The 19,335-nt window shown below is 41.3% G+C and carries 17 protein-coding genes and 2 pseudogenes; 7 read left to right on the top strand and 12 right to left on the bottom strand.

Translation table 11 applies throughout. From position 1 onward, the window contains the following. The first annotated feature begins 105 nt into the window (after positions 1 to 105). The 5 genes from HWQ43_RS17830 to HWQ43_RS17850 all read left to right on the top strand — a co-directional run bounded on the left by HWQ43_RS17830 (position 106) and on the right by HWQ43_RS17850 (position 4,157). On the top strand, positions 106 to 480 hold the full coding sequence (locus tag HWQ43_RS17830; RefSeq protein ID WP_292736472.1) for a DnaB-like helicase C-terminal domain-containing protein: 375 nt from the start codon (positions 106 to 108) through the stop codon (positions 478 to 480). Positions 481 to 757: 277 nt separating this feature from the next. Further along, positions 758 to 1,153 (top strand): DUF3775 domain-containing protein, encoded by a 396-nt coding sequence (locus HWQ43_RS17835; RefSeq protein WP_292736474.1) that lies wholly within the window; start codon positions 758 to 760, stop codon positions 1,151 to 1,153. A 16-nt stretch (positions 1,154 to 1,169) separates the two neighbouring features. After that, the gene (locus tag HWQ43_RS17840; protein ID WP_292736476.1) at positions 1,170 to 1,976 is read left to right on the top strand and encodes an Rpn family recombination-promoting nuclease/putative transposase; all 807 of its coding nucleotides are present in this window, start codon (positions 1,170 to 1,172) and stop codon (positions 1,974 to 1,976) included. Positions 1,977 to 2,304: 328 nt separating this feature from the next. After that, positions 2,305 to 2,697: an ASCH domain-containing protein gene (locus HWQ43_RS17845; protein WP_292736478.1), complete on the top strand. Its 393-nt coding sequence runs from the start codon at positions 2,305 to 2,307 to the stop codon at positions 2,695 to 2,697. Then, positions 2,694 to 4,157 carry a DNA cytosine methyltransferase gene (locus tag HWQ43_RS17850; RefSeq protein ID WP_292736480.1) on the top strand — a complete coding sequence of 488 codons (1,464 nt, stop codon included), beginning with the start codon at positions 2,694 to 2,696 and terminating at the stop codon, positions 4,155 to 4,157. Before HWQ43_RS17845 ends, HWQ43_RS17850 begins: the two co-directional genes overlap by 4 nt. Positions 4,158 to 4,460: 303 nt before the next feature. On the opposite strand, the gene HWQ43_RS17855 is transcribed toward HWQ43_RS17850, so the two are convergent. The 8 genes and pseudogenes from HWQ43_RS17855 to HWQ43_RS17890 form a co-directional block, all read right to left on the bottom strand. Then, a complete protein-coding gene (locus tag HWQ43_RS17855) occupies positions 4,461 to 5,261 on the bottom strand; it encodes an isopentenyl phosphate kinase (RefSeq protein ID WP_292736482.1) in 801 nt (266 codons plus the stop codon). An 86-nt stretch (positions 5,262 to 5,347) separates the two neighbouring features. After that, positions 5,348 to 7,279: a S9 family peptidase gene (locus HWQ43_RS17860; protein ID WP_292736484.1), complete on the bottom strand. Its 1,932-nt coding sequence runs from the start codon at positions 7,277 to 7,279 to the stop codon at positions 5,348 to 5,350. A 451-nt stretch (positions 7,280 to 7,730) separates the two neighbouring features. Further along, positions 7,731 to 8,525: an aminoglycoside adenylyltransferase domain-containing protein gene (locus HWQ43_RS17865; protein ID WP_292736486.1), complete on the bottom strand. Its 795-nt coding sequence runs from the start codon at positions 8,523 to 8,525 to the stop codon at positions 7,731 to 7,733. A gap of 195 nt (positions 8,526 to 8,720) precedes the next feature. Continuing rightward, positions 8,721 to 9,666: pseudogene (locus HWQ43_RS17870) on the bottom strand (IS630 family transposase). A gap of 61 nt (positions 9,667 to 9,727) precedes the next feature. Beyond that, positions 9,728 to 9,985 (bottom strand): response regulator, encoded by a 258-nt coding sequence (locus HWQ43_RS17875; protein ID WP_292736488.1) that lies wholly within the window; start codon positions 9,983 to 9,985, stop codon positions 9,728 to 9,730. A gap of 451 nt (positions 9,986 to 10,436) precedes the next feature. After that, positions 10,437 to 10,559 carry a hypothetical protein gene (locus HWQ43_RS17880; protein WP_292736490.1) on the bottom strand — a complete coding sequence of 41 codons (123 nt, stop codon included), beginning with the start codon at positions 10,557 to 10,559 and terminating at the stop codon, positions 10,437 to 10,439. A 398-nt stretch (positions 10,560 to 10,957) separates the two neighbouring features. Then, positions 10,958 to 11,131, bottom strand: a complete 174-nt coding sequence (locus HWQ43_RS17885) for a hypothetical protein (protein ID WP_292736491.1) — start codon at positions 11,129 to 11,131, stop codon at positions 10,958 to 10,960. Between the two features lie 79 nt (positions 11,132 to 11,210). After that, positions 11,211 to 11,827: pseudogene (locus HWQ43_RS17890) on the bottom strand (ISKra4 family transposase); the annotation flags it as partial. Between the two features lie 456 nt (positions 11,828 to 12,283). Between HWQ43_RS17890 and HWQ43_RS17895 the strand changes: the two are divergent. Continuing rightward, positions 12,284 to 13,057 carry a DUF4198 domain-containing protein gene (locus tag HWQ43_RS17895; RefSeq protein ID WP_292736493.1) on the top strand — a complete coding sequence of 258 codons (774 nt, stop codon included), beginning with the start codon at positions 12,284 to 12,286 and terminating at the stop codon, positions 13,055 to 13,057. Between the two features lie 23 nt (positions 13,058 to 13,080). After that, positions 13,081 to 13,281 carry a hypothetical protein gene (locus HWQ43_RS17900; RefSeq protein WP_292736495.1) on the top strand — a complete coding sequence of 67 codons (201 nt, stop codon included), beginning with the start codon at positions 13,081 to 13,083 and terminating at the stop codon, positions 13,279 to 13,281. Between the two features lie 335 nt (positions 13,282 to 13,616). On the opposite strand, the gene aroQ is transcribed toward HWQ43_RS17900, so the two are convergent. The 4 genes from aroQ to HWQ43_RS17920 form a co-directional block, all read right to left on the bottom strand. Then, positions 13,617 to 14,288 carry a gamma subclass chorismate mutase AroQ gene (gene aroQ / locus HWQ43_RS17905; protein WP_292736497.1) on the bottom strand — a complete coding sequence of 224 codons (672 nt, stop codon included), beginning with the start codon at positions 14,286 to 14,288 and terminating at the stop codon, positions 13,617 to 13,619. A 183-nt stretch (positions 14,289 to 14,471) separates the two neighbouring features. After that, a complete protein-coding gene (locus HWQ43_RS17910; protein ID WP_292736500.1) occupies positions 14,472 to 14,630 on the bottom strand; it encodes a hypothetical protein in 159 nt (52 codons plus the stop codon). Positions 14,631 to 15,082: 452 nt separating this feature from the next. Further along, entirely contained in the window at positions 15,083 to 16,546 is a 1,464-nt protein-coding gene (locus HWQ43_RS17915) for an ATP-binding protein (protein WP_292736502.1), read from the bottom strand. A gap of 9 nt (positions 16,547 to 16,555) precedes the next feature. Then, a complete protein-coding gene (locus tag HWQ43_RS17920) occupies positions 16,556 to 19,201 on the bottom strand; it encodes an ATP-binding protein (RefSeq protein WP_292736504.1) in 2,646 nt (881 codons plus the stop codon). Between the last annotated feature and the right edge of the window lie 134 nt (positions 19,202 to 19,335).

The raw sequence follows: 19,335 nt of genomic DNA on the forward strand, positions 1-19,335 counted from the left end.
GTTTACATTCATCTGACTACTGGATTATCAAAAGCAGCAATTAAACAGCATATAACAGACCGCTATAACAGTGGAGAAATGTAAGCAAATTTGAACATTTTTCAAGTGGATTTTGAATCAATCAGCACTCTTGTTGTCAAACAAGCGAATGATAACCCTCTAATCACCACCTCACAAATTAAGGGTGATTTGCAAGATATACAAACTCGTTGCGGGTCAGTCAGTTTGGTGATTGTGGACTATGTGCAGTTGATTGAACCAATGCGCCGTGAACGTGGCGAAAATCGTGTACAAGAAATCGACTCCATCTTGAAACAACTCAGGGCGATCGCTAAACAATTCAATTGCACTGTCTTGGGTTTAGCACAGTTAAAAAGAGAAGTTGATTCACGTTCCGAAAAGCGTCCAACCAAAGCAGATTTTCGGGAATCGGGAGGATTTGAACAGGAGGCTGCTGTGATGTTGGGTTTGTACCCTTGAAGATTACTACGATAAGCAGACTACCCAAAAAGGCATTTTTGAAGTTTCAGTTTTGAAAAGTCGATTTAGTAGTGAGACAACTGTTAATCTCTTGTTTGATGAACGATTTGGACAGTTTAAGAATTTGGCTAAGTCTCAATATTAAATACAACAGGAGTTAACCTGAGCATTGTAAGTGTTCGTACAAGAAGCATTCCAGCGATGGAATCAGCCAAAAGGTATAACAATTAAAAAAGTAATGTTGCTTTAGTCTAAAATCCAAAAGGAGGAGAAGATTATGATGAAGATGAATTTTCTAACCATTGATAAAGTAAACAAAATCATTGAACTTGCTAAGTTAGTTTATGGTGCAAAAACTCCCCAATCAGTATCTGATATGAAATTAACGGATTCCAATACACAAGCCAAGGAACTAATCGAATTTTTGATTGAGCGTCAAACGTTAAATACTCCCATAAATACATTGTCTGAATATATAAATAATCTTTCTTCAGAGGAAACCGCAGAAGCTATAGCATTGATGGTGCTTGGTCGTGGAGATTCTGGAAGACAACCATCGGATTTTCTTGAGTTAGTAAAAGAGGCTCAAGGAGTTGAAAGACATTATCTAGTTGAAAAGTCTTTATTAGCTAAATACCTACATTCTGGATTGGAAAAACTAAATTTTAATTGAAATAAGGGTGAAAAAATTGAGTTACGATAATACTGCCAAGTACTTAGCTGAATTGTATCCAGCCGAGTTTGCCAAGTGGTTGCTACCAGATAAAGATACAGAAGTTACAGTACTTAAAACTGAACTTTCAATAGATCCAATCCGCGCAGATTATGTCACATTTTTGCAAACAAGTAGTCGGATTTTGCATATTGAGTTTCAGACTCTCCCCAAATCTAATCCGCCAATTCCTTTGCGGGTATTAGACTATTACGTGAGATTGAAACGGCAATATAACACACCAGTAACCCAAGTCGTGATCTTCTTGCAACAAAGTAGTGACCCCATTGCATTTACTGAAGAATACACGGATGAGTTCACAATTCACCGTTATCGAGTTATACGGTTATGGGAACAAGATTCAGCTTTTTTTCTGGATAATCCAGCGCTATTGCCTCTTGCACCTTTAACTCGAACTGATTCACCAACAACTTTATTATCCCAAGTAGCTCAAAACATCGCTAAAATTCCAGATAGGGATGAAAGGCAGAACATTGCTGGATGTACAGAGATATTTGCAGGGTTAAGGTTTGAAAAAGATTTAATTCGTCAATTTTTACGGGAGGATATTATGCAGGAATCTGTTATCTATCAGGATATTTTGCAGAAAGGGGAATTCAAGTTTTTCTATCGCCAGCTAAATCGCCGTTTTGGGGAAATTGATATATCAATAATTGAACGAGTTCGAGAATTATCTACGGAGCAATTAGAGGCATTAGGAGAAGCATTTTTAGATTTTTCATCAGTTGAAGATTTAGTAGCTTGGTTAGACCAATTAGGATAATAAGGATAAAAGCGGAGGAAATCAGATCAAAACCTCCGCTTCCCAGTTTACTATTTCTCTGTCTTTATCATTCCACACTCTACAGATAACTAAAGACTTGAGTAAATTTGTAACTGCTAAAAATAACAACAAAATAAATGTGGAAACCAGCGCATGATACTTTCCACTTTATACCAAAATGAACAGCTTTTATTTTCTCAGGTTCTATCAATAATGATCTTTCAAAACCTATAAATAAGAAGTTATTAGGCAGTTGCACAGTTGCATCTATATCTCTGGTAATTGCCGCATCAGACGCTTATGTTCAGTCATTGGAGTTTTAAAACTCATGAAAGCGCTATCTGTTCGTCAGCCTTGGGCATGGGCAATTATTTATGCTCTAAAAAATGTTGAAACCCGTGGCTGGCCTATCAATTATCGCGGCGACATTCTGATTCACGCAGCCAAGACTTGTACCAAGAAAGAGTACCAGCTAGCGAGAGAATTTTGCCAAGGGATGGGGGTAGTAATCCCAGAGTTAATCTCTCTACGTCGTGGACAAGTTATTGGCATTGTCACAATAGTTGATTGCCGATTCTCACAAGTTGCGTCTGGTTGGGGAATGCCTGGGCAGTACCACTGGAAGCTGGAGAATCCACGCGAGATTACACCGATTCCTTACATTGGGCAACTGGGGATTTTTGAAGTACCCGATGATTTGGTCATGGAGGTGGCTGCATGATTAAAACAGCCCGAAGTCATACGCTATCTCCAAAGCCAAAATCAGTAATAGTTGAGTTATCTGCAACACCCGAAAAATTCTTAGAGAAAGGGGTCAAAGCCTCACAAAGGGAACCAGTCGGATGTCTTTATCCGTACCTCGAAATTAAAAAGCTACTCGATGGCTCAACCGTTTTTTATCCCCGTCTGATTGGTGAACGTGACTCAAATGACCCCTTTTGTTGGCGATGGGGATTTAATTGGAAAGAGAAAATAAACGGGGCATGGAAAAGCAAAAGTATAGGCTCAATTCCCCCTGGCGCTGTCCACATGATTCGTCTAATGCAACAGCAGGGGGCAACTAGGGAAGATATTATCGCCTTTATCAAAAAAGCGAAAACCAAAAAGCCATCACCAAAATCAGATGTCTGCAAAAATTTTGATAACACAAAAATAAAACCAGTTCTTCCAGATAATGCCCCGATCGCTGTAGTACTTTTCGCGGGTGGCGGCGGGATTGAAGCTGGGATGGTACAAGCTGGGATTCGCCCGGTCATTGCAGTAGAATTTGACCCAAGTAAACCAGAACTAAGTCAGGCGATTGCCAAAACCCATCACCACAACTTTAGCGAATACGGGTGTAGAGTCGTACAGCTAACAGTCCAAGAAGTAGCGCAGTCAGGATTTCTAGGTTTTCCCCGCCACCCCGACTACCTTCATGCCTCCCCGGTGTGCGCCAACTTCAGCCAAGCCCACACAGCTAAAGCGGGTAAAGGCGGCGAAACTACCGATGATCTGACGGCTGCGATCGCAGTTGCTGAAGCCATCCGACAGTTGCAACCACGGGTGTTTACGCTGGAGAATGTGCCGCGCTATCAGAACAGTCAGAGTTTTGCCATCATTCTGGATGCTTTGGAACTTGAGGGGTACTCGGTTACTTACAGTGTGGTGAATATGGCTGATTTTGGACTACCCCAGGCGCGGCGGCGGTTAGTCCTGATTGCAAGCAAGGGTTTTCACGTTGCCTTACCAACTCGCAGAAAACCAATAGGATGGTACGAGGCGATCGCGCATCTCATCCCCACAATACCTGATTCACAGCTGCTACCTAAACAGCAACAAGCTTTAGAGAAATTTTTAGCCGGGAATGCGCCAACACCATTGTTGATTGAACGGGTTGGGGGACGCAAGTTACCCAAGTACAAGCCAGGGTCGCACCCCGCTAACACCATTCTGCGGTCGCATTTCACAGATCACAAAGGTTGCAACCGAAGTAAGTTCGCTGATATCTGGTTGCCGGATGGTACGGTCAAATCCTTGTCTATTGAAGGGGCTGCAATCTTGCAAGGGTTTCCCAGTTGGTACAAATTCCCCAACGAAACTGCTACGGCTGGGTCAATTATCGGCTATTCTGTGCCACCCAGTTTTGCCGCGCAGTTATTTACTGACATACAGAAACAATTATCAGGAGGATTTTTATGACAAACCAAAAGCAACTCACTTGAAATGTGTTGGTACAGGTAAGGAAGAGGACAACCAACAAGCAGGGGACAGAAAAGAGAAGCACAGAGGTTGTGCGGTGGAAGCGAATTTCCGCCTGCTTTAATGGTTTTCTTTCCTTAGCGACAGTTCACATCTGGGTTCGCATAATTTAATTTTATTAGTGGGATAGATTCATAGCTGCCTTCAGCAAGAACTGCCCTCTGCCTTTCTCAATGAGTTATCTCAAAAAGATTAAGGGTAAGTAATTTGGATTAACTACCAACAGTTTTGAAATCATTTTAGTTAAAATGCCCTAATTAAAGTGCCTAGAGTTGGCGTACCTAAAACTGAAGAGGCTAAATTACCTGGGATATTCCCATCAATTATCCAGCAGTCAATCCCTAAACTAGAAATAGTCAAAAACTCCTCAACTTTCTTAGCCATCCCGCCAGTAACATCTACTGATTTGCTCTTGCCCAAGAAAGGTTTAATCCGAGAATAGTTAGCTTGAGTAATATTGGAAACTACTTGCCCATCTTGGTCATATACACCTGCATAATTCCCAACATTTATTAGTCTAACTTTAAACTTACCTTGAAGATAGAAGTATTTCGCTAGTTCTGCAAGCATTGCATCTGTCGAAAATACAGTACCACCAATAGCTTGATCTAGAACTACATCACCGAAAACTAAAGGAATTAAACCTGCTTGTAGACTACTTTCTATCACACTAAAGTCACTCCTCAATAGTTTTTTGTTGTGAGTGATTATCATAGTAATAGGTGGCAAACTTACCACTGGCAACCCTGCCTGTAAAAATTTTTTAGCTAGGAGAAAATTTAAATCTAAAGCATCTTGGTGAACTAAGCAGAACCCGAGTTTTTCTTCATCACATGAAAAACCATTAATTGTATTATATTTATTCGCTGATTGGTGGGCGAAAGAACCAGCACCGTTACCAATAATCAGTTTCAGATTAGGATTCTCATGTTTGATTAGGCTCACTTGCTCAACCAGTTGTGTTATAATTTCTCTTCGAGCAGTATAAGGTTTATCCTTGTCAGTAATTAAGGAACCTCCTAGCTTCACTAATACTAATTCCATAATCAAATATTAAATGAGGAAAGACAAAAACTTATAAGAAACTAATCCTAAACAAAAAAAATCAAAAGTTGATTACAGCTACTTAGCTAAAAGTTTTCAATGACTACAGGCTCGACTGGTTGGGCAATTTCAAAATTGAAAATTCGTGAATAAAAGTAAAGTTCTGCTGACAAAGAACGTTTGATGTTTGCGGCTTTGCGGAAACCATGTTGTTCACCCTCAAAAGCAACATAAGCCACAGGTACACCTTTTGTTCTTAGCGCTGTAACCATTGCTTCAGTTTGATTGGGCGGAACTACTCGATCTTCTAATCCCTGAAAAAAAATCATTGGGCAGGCTAGACGCTCACTAAAGTTAATTGGCGAACGCTGTTGATAAATCTGACGCTGTTGTGGATAAGGGCCAACCAGACCATCCAAGTACCGTGATTCAAACTTATGTGTATCCCGAACTAAAGCTTCCAAGTCACTGACACCAAAATAGCTGGCTCCTGCTTTAAAAGTATCTCGGAAAGTTAAGGCACAAAGCGTTGTGTAACCACCTGCACTCCCACCGGAAATGGTTAGACGAGCGCCGTCTACATCTCCCCGTGACACTAAGTAACGCGCACCAAAAACACAATCATCCACATCTACAATTCCCCAGTTCCCAGAAAGCCGTTGCCGATACTCCCGCCCGTACCCTGTACTGCCACCATAATTTACATCCAAAACCGCTATTCCTCGGCTAGTCCAATACTGAATGTTAAAATTGAGGCTACTAGAAGTTGCTGCGGTGGGGCCACCGTGACTTTTGACAATCAAGGGCGGTTTTTCAGTCTCAGGAGCCGTATAGTCACGGTTTCGAGGTGAGTAGAAAAGGGCGTATGCTGTTTTGCCATCAGATGTTTCGTACTCAATAGCTTCAGGTAAAGAAAGATAACTAGCATCAATAGTTACATCACTAGAACACCGTAGTACTTCTAGCTCTTTAGTTGTCAGATCCAAACGGACAATTGCTGCTAATTGAGTTGGCGAGCTTGCGCGAAAAACTACCTGTTTAGAGGTGGCGTGGAGAGAGCTAATATCTGTGTAGGGCGTATTTATTAATTCTAAGTTACATGTTAGTGTATCAAGGCTTGCTAAATACCAAATGCCTTGCTGGGTATAAGTACAAATAATCTGGTTGGCAGACCCAAAAGCATAAGTGGACATCCCAAAATTCCATTGCGGCTGACCAAATTCTGCTTCCATTTGAGTTAGCGCTTCTACATTTTCATCTTGCCAACGATATATATTCCACCAACCTGTACGGTCAGAAACAAAATACAACTTACCATCTGGCGACCACTGTGGCTGAAAAATAGACTCATCTAAACCCCCAGCAATTTTTTGAGTATTTCCTAGAGAACCATCTGCCTTTAATTCCCCTACCCATAGTTCAGTCCCATCCCAAGGCATATTAGGATGGTTCCAAGTCAGCCAAGCTAAACGTGAACCATCCGGGCTAAGGCGAGGCGAAGCATAAAAGTCATTTCCAGATACTAATAGTTGGATTTTATGATCTCCGTCTAGTTCCACGCCGATTAAACTATTACTCGCCTCCTTTGTCACATCTGTGTGGTCTTCGTACACACAAATAATTCGGTTGTTTTGACGATCAAAAACACCGTCTGCATAGCGTGTGGAAGCTTTTGGGGTGATGGCTTGCGGCTCTTGATCGCTCTGTTGATAATATAGGCGTTGATCAATAAAGTTGGAAAAGTAAACAGTGCCATTCACCACAAGAAAGGAACTGCCACCATATTCATGCACACGAGTACGCACATTGAAGCCACTAGGCGTGAGGGACTGGATTTCACCATTTGCACCCCGCCGCACTATGACATTTCTACCTGACTCTGACGGTCGTAGCTCACTCCAGTAAATCTCTTCGCCACAGAGGGCAATTTGTCCCAACCCAATTGTACTTGCAGTAATTAAGTCTGTTGTTATCGGCGATCGCCAACATCCGTAAGACGCTACTTCTGCTTTTATCACGCTTTATTCTGCTCCCTGTTCCCAAGAATCATACATTGTCTGTAAAGGCAAAACTCTGACACACCCACTTATACTAATCCGTAATTCGTAATCCTAGCCTCTAGCTAGCAGCAAGCTACGTAATTGAAAGTTCTTTAATATAAATATTTTAGGCAACCAGATCATTGGCGTAAGCTCTCACTGCCGGACAACGGGTGCAAGACTCAAAGGAGGCCACTTGTATAAGAAAAACTGCCCTGAGCAAGGAGTTCAGGGCAGCACTTGAAAAGCGAAATAAAATTGGGGACTTTTAAAGCGTTGTCTCTTGGTTTATACATAATTCGTTTGGTATGTAATATTCTTCTTCTTTTGTTTTGTGTTTTATGCAAAACTAACCAAAAATCTTGAAACTGCTGTCACCAAGAGTTAGCTGCCAGCATCAACACCATCCCAGATATAAGCAAGTCAAATGTCAAATGCGTATTTCGTTACATACATTAATTACATAGCGTAAGAAGCGTACTGCTTCAACAGCGCGGCTCACTTTGCTGCGATAAGAGGAACCATGCCGAATTTCACGGAGGTTAATTGCCTCTTGAATAAGTTGATGCCACTTTGGTGGAAGATGCACCAAAGCATATCGACCAGCCTCCGTTTTCGAGAGGATTTCATGCTCTCTCAACACGTAAAACAGACGCAGAACGCCAAGCACAGCCCACTGAATACCACTATCTGTTAATAAATATGCTAATTTACTTGGCGATCGCGTCCAACTCACCCAATAGCTGTTCAGATTTTCCTTCATCTTTCTTTGCAGCAGATTCCAATCAACTGTAAATGCAAGGTTTTCTGGTGGAAGTCCAATCAGACAAATGCCTCGATGTTTCAGCACCCACCAAGTGGTTTGGTTTATGTCATGGTATCCAGCAGAGTGCAGAGCGCTGTCATGATAGTAGGGGTAAGGAGCAATTTCTGGTTGCTCCCGCCCGATATCTTCAAGAAGCAAATAACTTCCTTCTAGTTTCCACTGTGGGTAGCTCAGTTCTAGTTTTTTATGGACTGCTTTTAGTTTTTTTACCTCGGATGTTGTAGCCCGTCGTATGAAAATAGTAATAAAATCAATGTCACTCAAGTATGGGTTAAAAGCATTAAGTGCAATAGATCCATGAATATAAAAGCCTTCTATCAGACCCGGAAGTTCGATTTGTAATGACAACAAATAATCATTTAATACTGGACGAATACATTCTGGGATACGAGTATCCATATTTTATAAACCGCATTACCTTTATTTTTAATCTTGCGTTCCCATTTAATAATAAGACCACCTTCATTGGCGTTAATGCATCGGGATCAACAGGCTTTCGGATAACTCCATGCACCTTCACATCAAATTCTTTCTGAAAAAATGCCTTTTCATCAGCTGTGATCAACACAATAGGTAAAGATTCTATAGCAATTTCTAGTCTGGTGAGGTACAGTAACAACAATGAGTGAACCAAGCACGGATATTATTTAAAGAGACTTTACTAAAGGCTTTTTCAATAGCTAAAGCTAAGTCTGGATAATTTCTGGCACCAAGAGAACGAAGTATACTCTTAATTTTTGACCAACAATTTTCAAGCTTGTGAAAAATCAGGAGAATATGGTGGTAAATAAATTAGTTTAGCTCCGGCTGCTTCAATTAAAGCCTCAATTTCTTGACCTTTATGGCTCGAACAGTTATCCATGATTACACAAGCACCTTTCCAAAGTTTTGGAACTAGCTTTTGGGAAATAAATGCTTCAAATCTTAGCCCATCTGTCGTCCCAAGGAGGCTAACTTAAGTAATCACACCTTTAAGAGCAATGGCACCTATTAAAGAGACGTTTTTGTGGACGAGGTGCATACGCTCGTTTTCCTTTTGGAGCACGTGCAAATAATCTTACTAAAGATAAATTTACGCCGGATTCATCAATAAAAATGAGGTTTTCGGCAAGAATACCTTGAACTAATTGCCAAAATTCTACCCGTAGTAATTGGACTCGCTCACTTTCTTTATCGCTGGCGTGCAGTATTTTTTTACTTTGATGATATTCATCATTCGTAACATTCTATCCATTGTCGTTTGCCCAATTTGAACTCCTGTTTTTTGTTCTAAATGACTACGAAGTTCATTCAATGTTCCATCCTTATTAGCTGACACGATTTCTTCAAGAATTCTTAATTGCTGGGAATTTAACTTCGTTGGTGTTTGTTGTATGCGAACCTTGGGAGCAATACTTCCAATTTCCCTATACTGCTTAAGTAACTTTTCCACAAAACTTAAAGCCACTCGGAATCTCTTTGCTAGTTGACGCTGAGATATTCCACCTTCAAAGTATGTATCGATAATCTTTTGACGTAAGTCAAGCGAGTATGCCTTCATTTCTACCTGGGTAAAATGCACAACCTAATTTACCAAGCGTATCTCACTAGACCGGAAAAGGCTATAAAAGAGGATTGTTTTTAATGCGGCGAACTACTTCGTATTCATTCATAACAGGCATCATTATATCCAGTAGAAGTAAGGCAGGTCTTTTAAATTCCAGAAAAGTAAGTGCTGCTGCTCCCAAATCGACAGTTTCAACTTCATAACCCTCAATTTCTAAAAGAGTTTGGAAGAAAAAGCAGTTGTCTGCAACATCATTGCAGACAAGGATAAGCTTATTACTACTATCTTGTTTGACTCCTGTTTTAATTACCATGTTGAAATAGGGAACATAGATTTGTAAGCAATACTTTTCGGTTAAGCCTAAAAGCAGGTAAATTAGGAGTTATACCTGAAAATCGGCAGCTAAATGCAACTCAAAAATTTTTTCTATTATCAATACTGCTTAATTCTTAACCGAAAAGTATTGAGTGTATGAACACGATTAGCATGGGTCTAATAGCCAAAATAAAGCCTAATCCGTAAAGACTGGGCTTTGAGTATTGGGTATTAGTCATTGGTCATTGAGCGATCGCTGGCAACGGGTTACTGGGTTAAACAGTCTTGGCTATTCAACAGGTATTAGACATTAGACACTGGTTTAAATCATTTAATCAGCACACTGTACCAAGCCCATTACAATGTGCTAAACATTTATGTCTATTGAACGAACACCGGATAAACCAATAAAAAACGCCCTATCGACTGATAGAGCGCTAATTTATAAACTAGTAAATTGATTTTGATTTACTATCTGTATTCAATTCTGATTTTTTCGGATTTTCCAAATATGCACCGATATCAGATATTTCTGAAGGAATATTGATTATTTTTGGCTTTGTTTCGTCCATGATTATTTTTTTAGTAATTTAAACAGTTGGTGCAACTAGAAATCTTTCAATGTAAAGGTTTTTACTTATATCACAATAATATTCGTTATCATGTTCCATTTCAATTTCTATAATTACACCGTCGCTAAAAGTTACAATTTGACAAGTGTACGCATCGATATTTACTATAGTTGTTAAAAAGATTGTTTTTATTCTTGGGTGTATTTCTCTGTTTCTAGCAATATTGGCGTATTCTGATAAAGTTAGCATTTTATTCGCGTGCCTACTTAAATTTATTTTTTTTGTTCAATAACTCGTGGCTTTTAATTCATTACACACTTTATTTGTAAAAGTGTCCACTTTATTTTTGCTACGAGGAATTTCAATGTATTCTGTGGCATTTTTCATTTTAAATTAATTTACTCTTGTTCTTTGACTCTTGGTTTCAAGCCAAGAATACGATATTTTAATTCGTTACAGGTTTTTTCTGTAAAAGTCATTCGTTTTTCTTCATTACTCTTAGGTTTGTTGGTCGGGTCGATTACCAAATAGCCTTGACCCGTTAAAAAAGTAATAGCAGAATTAACAGACATTGATTTACTGAGCAAATGCATAATATATGCTGGTGTTGGCAGGATTGTCGTTTAGGAGCATCTCACTTTTTGAAGTGGCTCAAACCGACAATAATCCATTGAGGTAAGCAGAGCGATGAGCCAGGATTTGAGGGACATTTTCTCGTTTCCATTGTGCGCCTGAAATCTTTGTTCGACGGTCAATCTGTTTAACGGCAGATTCAACCAAACTAGAACCAATTGAACAAATTTGTTCTACTTGATAATATTCGTAATTAATAATGCGAGCGCGATGTTTATCCAGATAATGGCAAAACTTTTGTGCCTGTTTACCTTTACAATTAGTGAATAGGGCAATAGTTGCGTCAACTTGACCTTTCCATAATAGACCCTGCGCTTGTTTCAAGCATTTTAGCGAACCCCCACCTTTATGAAGGTTTTCTATCAAATGGAACAAATCTTGCACTTCCCGACGTTGTACATCGGGGGCTAGTTGGTCAATGATATTCCAAATGCCATCATGTCCATCATCGATACAAGTAACTGTTGATCATTCACCCAATCAATCACAACCTGATTACCTTGAAAGGACGATCTAACCATTCCATTGTCATGTAAGCTAATTGCTTTATAGCCAAGCCACGCACTTATTTCACCTTCAGTAGTGCGATCGCGTTTGTTTCCACCATCGACGCTTAATTCTTCAATCGTATCTTCTAGTATGGGTTAAGCAGTTTGCAATTGTTTTCGTAATTCATACCGGGGTTTCGTCATCAAGAGGTAAATTTTGGGGCGACGTTTACAGCCTTGTGAGCAATAACTTTTAGCTTCATTGCGATAAATTCGCAGGCTTTGGTTGTAGCGGTAAGCGAACGCAGAGCGTATCTAAGAGTTGCCATTCCGTAGGCTTATCGTCTGCTCAATAGCCGTTGATGTGATAGCTGTATCCTGTCATAGCTTTTTTAAACCCCTTATTTAGGTTAAAAAGTCAATCCCATAAACGAAGTATTTATTTAGAGGTATATTTGGGATTTCAGCTAACAAGAAAAGTTTACTTCTTATTAATAAATAAAAAAGCTCCTGTTCTTAATCATAAATATCCCTGACGGGGGGATTGTAAATTATTAAATATTATGATTTTAATTATTTAACACCTGATTTAGGAATATTTAGATGCTAATTAAAAGATGGAAAGAATTACTATTAGCAGTGACAATGTTACCCTTGTTTATTCAACCAGTTTCAGCACATATTATTTGGTTTGACTATGATAATGGAGAATATAACCTCTTGTTTGGGCATCCAGAAGACGGGCCAGAACCTTACCAGACATCTAAATTTAAGCAAGCTACAGCTTATGATTCTAATAGGCAAATACTTCCGTTTGATATCAATCAAAAAAAAGACGGACTATCTCTAACTTCTAATAGTGAAATCGCCGGATTAACTGCGTTTTTTGATAATGGCTATTATGCTAATGTAGGCGGGGAATCTCGCAGTATTTCCGAACAAGAAATTGGACAATATCAAGATGTTAGCCATTATCTGAAGTATACTAAAGCTCTTTACGATTGGTCTGACACTCTGGCTCAACCATTCAACTTGCCTTTAGAAATCATCTCATTAGAAAATCCTCTTGTAGTCAAACCAGGAGAAAACTTGAAAGTTCAAGTTCTTTATCAAGGAAAGCAAATTCCAGATGTGACAGTAGAATATTTAGGCAAAAAATTAACTGGCGACCAAGATAGTACTTATTTGGTTCCGATTGGTGATGAAGGATTACAACAAATAGAGGCTAGTTACAGAGTTGCTTCAGCTACTAGCCCTAGTATTTCTTACGAAACTGGCTTTACAGCACAAAAAACTTCTGTACCCGATCCATCGGCATTACTTGGTCTTAGCATAGTTGGATTGCTGGGATTATACAAAAAAAGGTTTTTCGCCTAAAGCTTAATTACGAATTAGTCTCAATGCGCTTGGTTGTCATTCGTCCTTCAAGCGCTGCCCCATTACCCCAAGCTGGCAATCGCAGGCTGTGGAGGGGCGGTTGTAACAAGGGCACAGGAGAGGCGATCGCTTACGGTAGACGCACTTTCACAAAAATACTCTACCGAGTTATTCACATCAATAGAGTATATACATTACTTCATATTACAGTGGACAAATCATAAACGAGGGCATCTCAATATCGCTGTACCCTCCTAAAAACTGGAAAGGCAAACACCTTCCCCTGTTCGCGCCAACTCCTGAACTTTTAAAATGGTGGAAAGCCTCTACCAAAGATACTGAAGCTGAAAAAAGAGTACGAGCGTCAGTTTCTACTGCTTCTTCACTCTTCGGCAGCAGCTGATTGAGCTTTGGGTGCGGAAACAGCAGCAGTCCAGCGAGGACATTACATTACTGTGCTTCGAGAAGATCAGGGATTTCTGCCCAATAGCACATCGCCTTGCGGGAGGTGGTTGGCGATCGTCTCATTTAGAAGAAGACAATCGCAGAATTTTTCGGTCTACTGACGGGAGCAAGAAGTGCTTTGAAATTGCAACAAGGGTGAAATTGCAACAGACTGCACTTGCTTGACAATGCCATCTCCCTGAATAATCACCTGGGAACGTGACTGAATTAATTCCCGTATCTGCGGACAACCTAGAAATTGAGTCAGTTCTGTTAAAGCAAAAAGAAACTCTGTATTTAATTTATCTAAAGATGGTCGCAATATCAGGTTTAAGTCTGGCACGTGAGGAAAAGATTTAATGCCTTGCTTTTGCCAGTTTTGAAAATCAACTGCTTGGATAAGTTTTCCTGCTTCTATTTGTGCTTGAAAAAATGCTGCAACTGTATCGGGTTCTAGGCTATGGATTGTTGCTTGTTGCCTAACCTTTAATAATAACTCTTGTTCACGCTTTCGATCCTCGATAGGACGTTTGTGATTCCATTTCCATCGGGCTACATCATGTGCAATTAGCAATCTTTGCTGGATCAATTTTAGTAATTTATCTACACGTAATTGTTGCTCTGCACTTGTAATACCTTGAGGATTTGCTGATTGTAACAACCCAGAGTTCTTGGCAGCAAATTCTAATTTGAAGCTAGCAGCAACTACTCTACTACTGAAAAAAAGCTCAAAGAAAATTATGATGATAAACAGAAGTGGATGCTTTGTCAAAAAACTTAATTTCATATCAAAAAACTTATGCAGCCTGCTAATTATTAGTGTTTTACAGTAAGTTGATAGGAATATAGTATTTAAATCTCAAGCAAAATATCTCATAGTTACTCACAAAAAGCAAGCCCATTACAAAACAAAAAGCTATTGCGTATGCAGGATTGAAATACAATTACAGACCGAAGAAGTAGCATTTAATCAAATGCAGATATTCTTAAATCTCGTGCAGAGTCCCTGCTGCAAGCTATCTGTGCTGGCTAATCCTAGTACCTGAACTTGAGTATGAGCGTCGGTTCCGAGAGGTTCTTCACTCTTCGGCAGCAGTTGATTGACCTTTGGGTACGGAAACAACAGCATGCGAGTGCAGATATTACCTTGTTGTGTTTCGAGAAGACTGGAGATTTCTGCCCAATGGCATATCGTCGGCTGTGGAGGGAATGGCACGCTTATAAACTTGAAACTCTTGCTGTGACCGGATACAGGGGTGTAGGCAATACTTTTCGGATAAACCCAACAACCTCTCTTTTAGTCTGGAAAAGGTTAAAGGGCAAGGGATAAAGGTAAATTCAAACCCTTTCCCTTTTCCCCTTAACCGAAAAGTATTGGGGGTGTAGGGGAGAGTTGATCTATAAAGTCGTCTTGTTTAATTCTTAATTCTTGACCAATATCCCCTACCCCTTTACACCCAATCATCCTGCCATATTAAGGATTTGCGCTTTACAAGCGTATTATTCTGTGTTGATTCCAAAATCCGTTTGCTAAAAGGCTGTGCTTCTTGCTACAGCTTAATACAAACTAGACAGTAACACCTACGTACAAGCGATTAAAGCTACGATAGTTTGTACAAGTATCTCTGGGTCGATTGGTTTAGAAATATGCCGTTGAAATCCAGCTTCTACTGCCTGCTTAGAGTTAATCTCTCCAGCATAAGCAGTGAGTGCGAGCGCTGGAATTGGCTTATTGAGTGACATCGCCCGAATTTTACGTATTAGCATATAACCATCCATTTCTGGCATTCCAATATCACTGACCAGCACATCAGGTTTGAACTCGACTAAAACTGACAATGCTGCACTCGCCGATGGTACAGAGGTAACAATTGCTCCTGCCTGCTCAAAAACAAAGACAACTAACTCGCGGGTGTCGAATTCATCGTCAACGACAAGTATTTTCACATTCAGCAACGGCAAAGTAAAAGACGTAAGCGTATCGTCAATTGGTTGATTGCTTATTCGGTAATCATTATGCTTGGGCAAGGGCAACTTCACGGTGAAAGTTGTCCCTTGTTCAATACCTAAACTCTCGGCTTGAATACTGCCTCCGTGCAGTTCGACAATTTGCCGTGCCATCGCTAGTCCCAATCCCAATCCGCCAAATTTACGGGTCGTTGCCCCATCCTCTTGCCGGAAATGTTCAAAGATGTAGGGGATAAAGTCAGGATTAATACCTTTTCCAGTGTCGCTGACAGTAATTTGGGCATCAGTTCCAGCTATTTTTAAAGCAACTGTAATCTCACCGTCATTCGGCGTAAATTTGACTGCATTTGATAACAGATTCCACAGCACCTGCTGCAACCTGACCGCATCTCCGCTAATCGTGACAAGCGTGGATGGAATTGTTGTCTGAATTCGCAGTGACTTGGCTACTGCTGCTAATCGAACAGTTTCTAGAGCGGCTCGGATCACTGCACCCAGCTCTACGGGCATCACATTCAAACTCAGTTTACCCTGTAAAATGCGAGAAATATCCAACAAATCTTCAATTAATTGCACCTGGAGTTTAGCATTACGCTCAATGGTTTCCACTGCATAAGCAGTTTTGCTCTTGTCTAAAGAGCCTTTGCGAAGCAAACTCGTCCAACCCAAAATCGGGTTAAGGGGCGAGCGCAATTCATGGGATAGCACTGCCAAGAACTCATCTTTAATTCGATTCGCTGTCTGAGCTTGCTGACGAGCAGCTTGCTCACGCTCAAGCAGTTGTTCGCGTTCAGTTTCGGCAAACTTTTGCTTGGTGATATCTCGTGAGATTGACAAGAGTTGGACAACTTGCCCTGATGCATCTCGAATTGGCGTGACAATGACATCCCACCATTTCGGCTTGCCTTTTGCCGTGGGGCAGTAGCCTTGAAATTGACCGATATTGCCCAATGAAGCGGCGGCAAGTGCAACCAAAGCATTTTCTTGGTCTTCGCCTTGCCAAAAATTAATCCACTCAGCGTTAAATAAAGACGCAGGATCATCAATTTCTAAAAGGTTCAGCCCGCCTTGATTCAAGTAGATTAGCTACCCGTCTAAGGTTAAAACTTTGATGCAGTCTTGGCTGCTCTCTAAAATTCGTTCCTTTAGCTCTTCACTTTCTCGCAGGGCTGATTCGGCAAATTTGCGATCGCTAATGTCTTTGAAAAGGACACCAACTTTTCGGTGTTTCGGCTGCCCAATACGAAATGCGTAAACATCAAACCAACGGTCTAAGGCAACAGCTTGATTCTCGAAGCGAATGGGTTCGCCCGTTATAGCGACTTGCCCGTAAATTTCAAACCAATACTTTTCATGATTCGGAGCAAGCTGGCATATCCTTTTGCCAAGTGCATCCTTGAGTCCGGTTTGTTTTTCAAACGACGGACTGATTTCTAAAAAGCGGTAATCGTTCGGCGTGCCGTTTTCATTAAACAGCATTTCGATCGCGCAAAAGCCTTCATCAATGGACTCAAACAGCGTTCGATAGCGTTCTTCAGAGCGACGCAAGGCTGACTCTGCAAGTTTTCGCTCACTGATGTCTGTGCAAGTACCATACCAGCGAATGATTTGATTGTTTTCACCCAGCATTGGTAAAGCACGGGTGAGATGCCAACAATAGGTTCCATCAGCCTGTCTCAAGCGATGTTCAACCTCGTAGCTCTTCATCGTCTCAACTGCTTGAGTCCACACCGAGATAGTGTGTTCTCGATCCTCTGGATGGATCAGGTCTTGCCAGCCGAACCCGTGGATTTGCAAAAGGCTCAATCCGGTGTAGTCACACCACCGAGGGCTACAATAATCCACCTGCCCGATGGCATCAGCCGTCCAAACCATTTGGGGAATGGATTCAGCCAAGAAGCGAAAGCGCTGCTGACTGGCCCCAAGGCGCACTCGTCCCAATTCTAGATTCGCGGCAACCCGCGCTAGCAATTCGCGTCGGCTGAATGGCTTCACCAAATAATCATCTGCTCCAGCTTCTAAGCCTTCGACTGCCGATTCTTCTCCAGCACGGGCAGACAACAGCAATATTGGAATTTCACGTGTTCTAGAATCACCTCGTAACTGCCGCAACAACTCAAAGCCATCCATTCTTGGCATCATTACATCGCTGAGGATTAGATCCGGCAAGGTATTGTATGCAACGGCTAGAGCAGTTTCACCGTCAACAGCTACGTCCACTGTGTAGTACTCGCTAAGAATCCGTTGCAAATAATCGCGCATATCTGCGTTATCATCCACCAGGAGAATTCGGGCAAAAGAAGTAGGGGGGCTATCTGAGGCAGAAGAGAAATCTTGCTCAACAGCTTCTTTCGGAAGCCAACCTAAAGCTTCTTCAACATAAGACGTTGCACCAGCAACGCTATAAACACTGTTTTGGTCAGTCTTGAGACGATCTTGCGGTAAGTGAGCCGTTCCAGTTGACAATTGCACAGTAAAGGTACTTCCTTGACCTAACGTGCTGTCAACCGTAATCGTCCCACCATGTAGATGGACTAATTCTTTGACTAGCGACAGCCCAATACCCGTACCCTCAAAGGTGCGTCCTTTATCACCTTCAACTCGATGAAACCGCTCAAATAACCGGGGAACCTCTTGTGCTGGAATACCAGTACCCGTATCCCACACCACCAATGACACTATATTCCCAAGCAAGTGCAAAGAAACTGTAATCTTTCCTTCAAATGTGAACTTTAATGCATTCGAGAGCAAATTTAATAAAATCTTCTCCCACATTTGCCGATCCACGTAGACAAATTCTGCTATATGAGGGCAATCTACAATTAATTCTAATCCCGCAGACTCAGCAGCAGATTGGAAAATGCTTGCTAGTTCTGCGGTGTATTTAGCTAAATCGATTGGTTCATAGCTAGCTATCGTGCGTCCGGCTTCAATGCGTGAGAAATCTAACAGAGTATTCACCAGCTTGAGCAGTCGTATTCCATTACGCTGCACCATCTCTAATTGCGCTCGTGCTTTAGCTGGAAGAATTCCGTCTAATTCGGTTAACGTTTCTTTAAGCGGCGACAGCATCAGCGTTAGAGGAGTGCGAAATTCATGGCTGATATTATTGAAGAAGGTCGTTTTAGCTCGATCCAGTTCTGCTAGTGCCTCAAGGCGTTTGCGTTCTTCTTCATAAGCATCGGCATTGGCGATCGCGCTTGTCACATTCCCTACTACCAAATCGAAAAACTTTCGGTACTCCTGCTCGAAAGCGCGGTGTGGATTGATGCCCAATACCAGCAATCCAACTATTTGTTGTTGTCCAGATGGGATCAGCGGCACGACCCAAGCTTCCGAGGCAGGTTTGTCCCAAGCTCCTTTGGGCAAAGCCCCAAACCGAGTTGTCAAATCATCAATGATTGCTGCTTCCCTGGTCTGATAAACTTGGTTGAGTTTCCACGCATCACTCTGCTGAGTTAAGTTCACTCTTGATGGTATTGCTTCTATTTGCTCGATTGCAGTAGTAGTTCCAACCAGCTTTGCATTACTGCCGTCTGCCTCCACCTGATACAGCATGGCAAATGGAATATCATAAGAATTTGTTGCTAGAGATTGAATTGCACTCAAGCAAGCTGCTTCTACAGTTTTTGCTTGAGCCGTTTCGCTCGCCAGTAAGCTCAGAGTTTGTAAACGCCGATCTCCCAGGACGCGTCCTGTTGTTTCACTTACAATGCAAAATACTCCCCCCACGCTCCCGCTCTCGTCTCGCACAGGGTCGTAGGAGATATCGAAGTAAGTTTCCTCTATGAACCTATCCCACTAATAATATTTTGTTAATCCAGATATGAATTGTAGCAAGGTCAATGAATGCGTCAAAGTAAACT

This window comes from Nostoc sp. JL31 (genome assembly GCF_017114965.1).
Taxonomy (GTDB): Bacteria; Cyanobacteriota; Cyanobacteriia; order Cyanobacteriales; family Nostocaceae; genus Nostoc; species Nostoc punctiforme_A.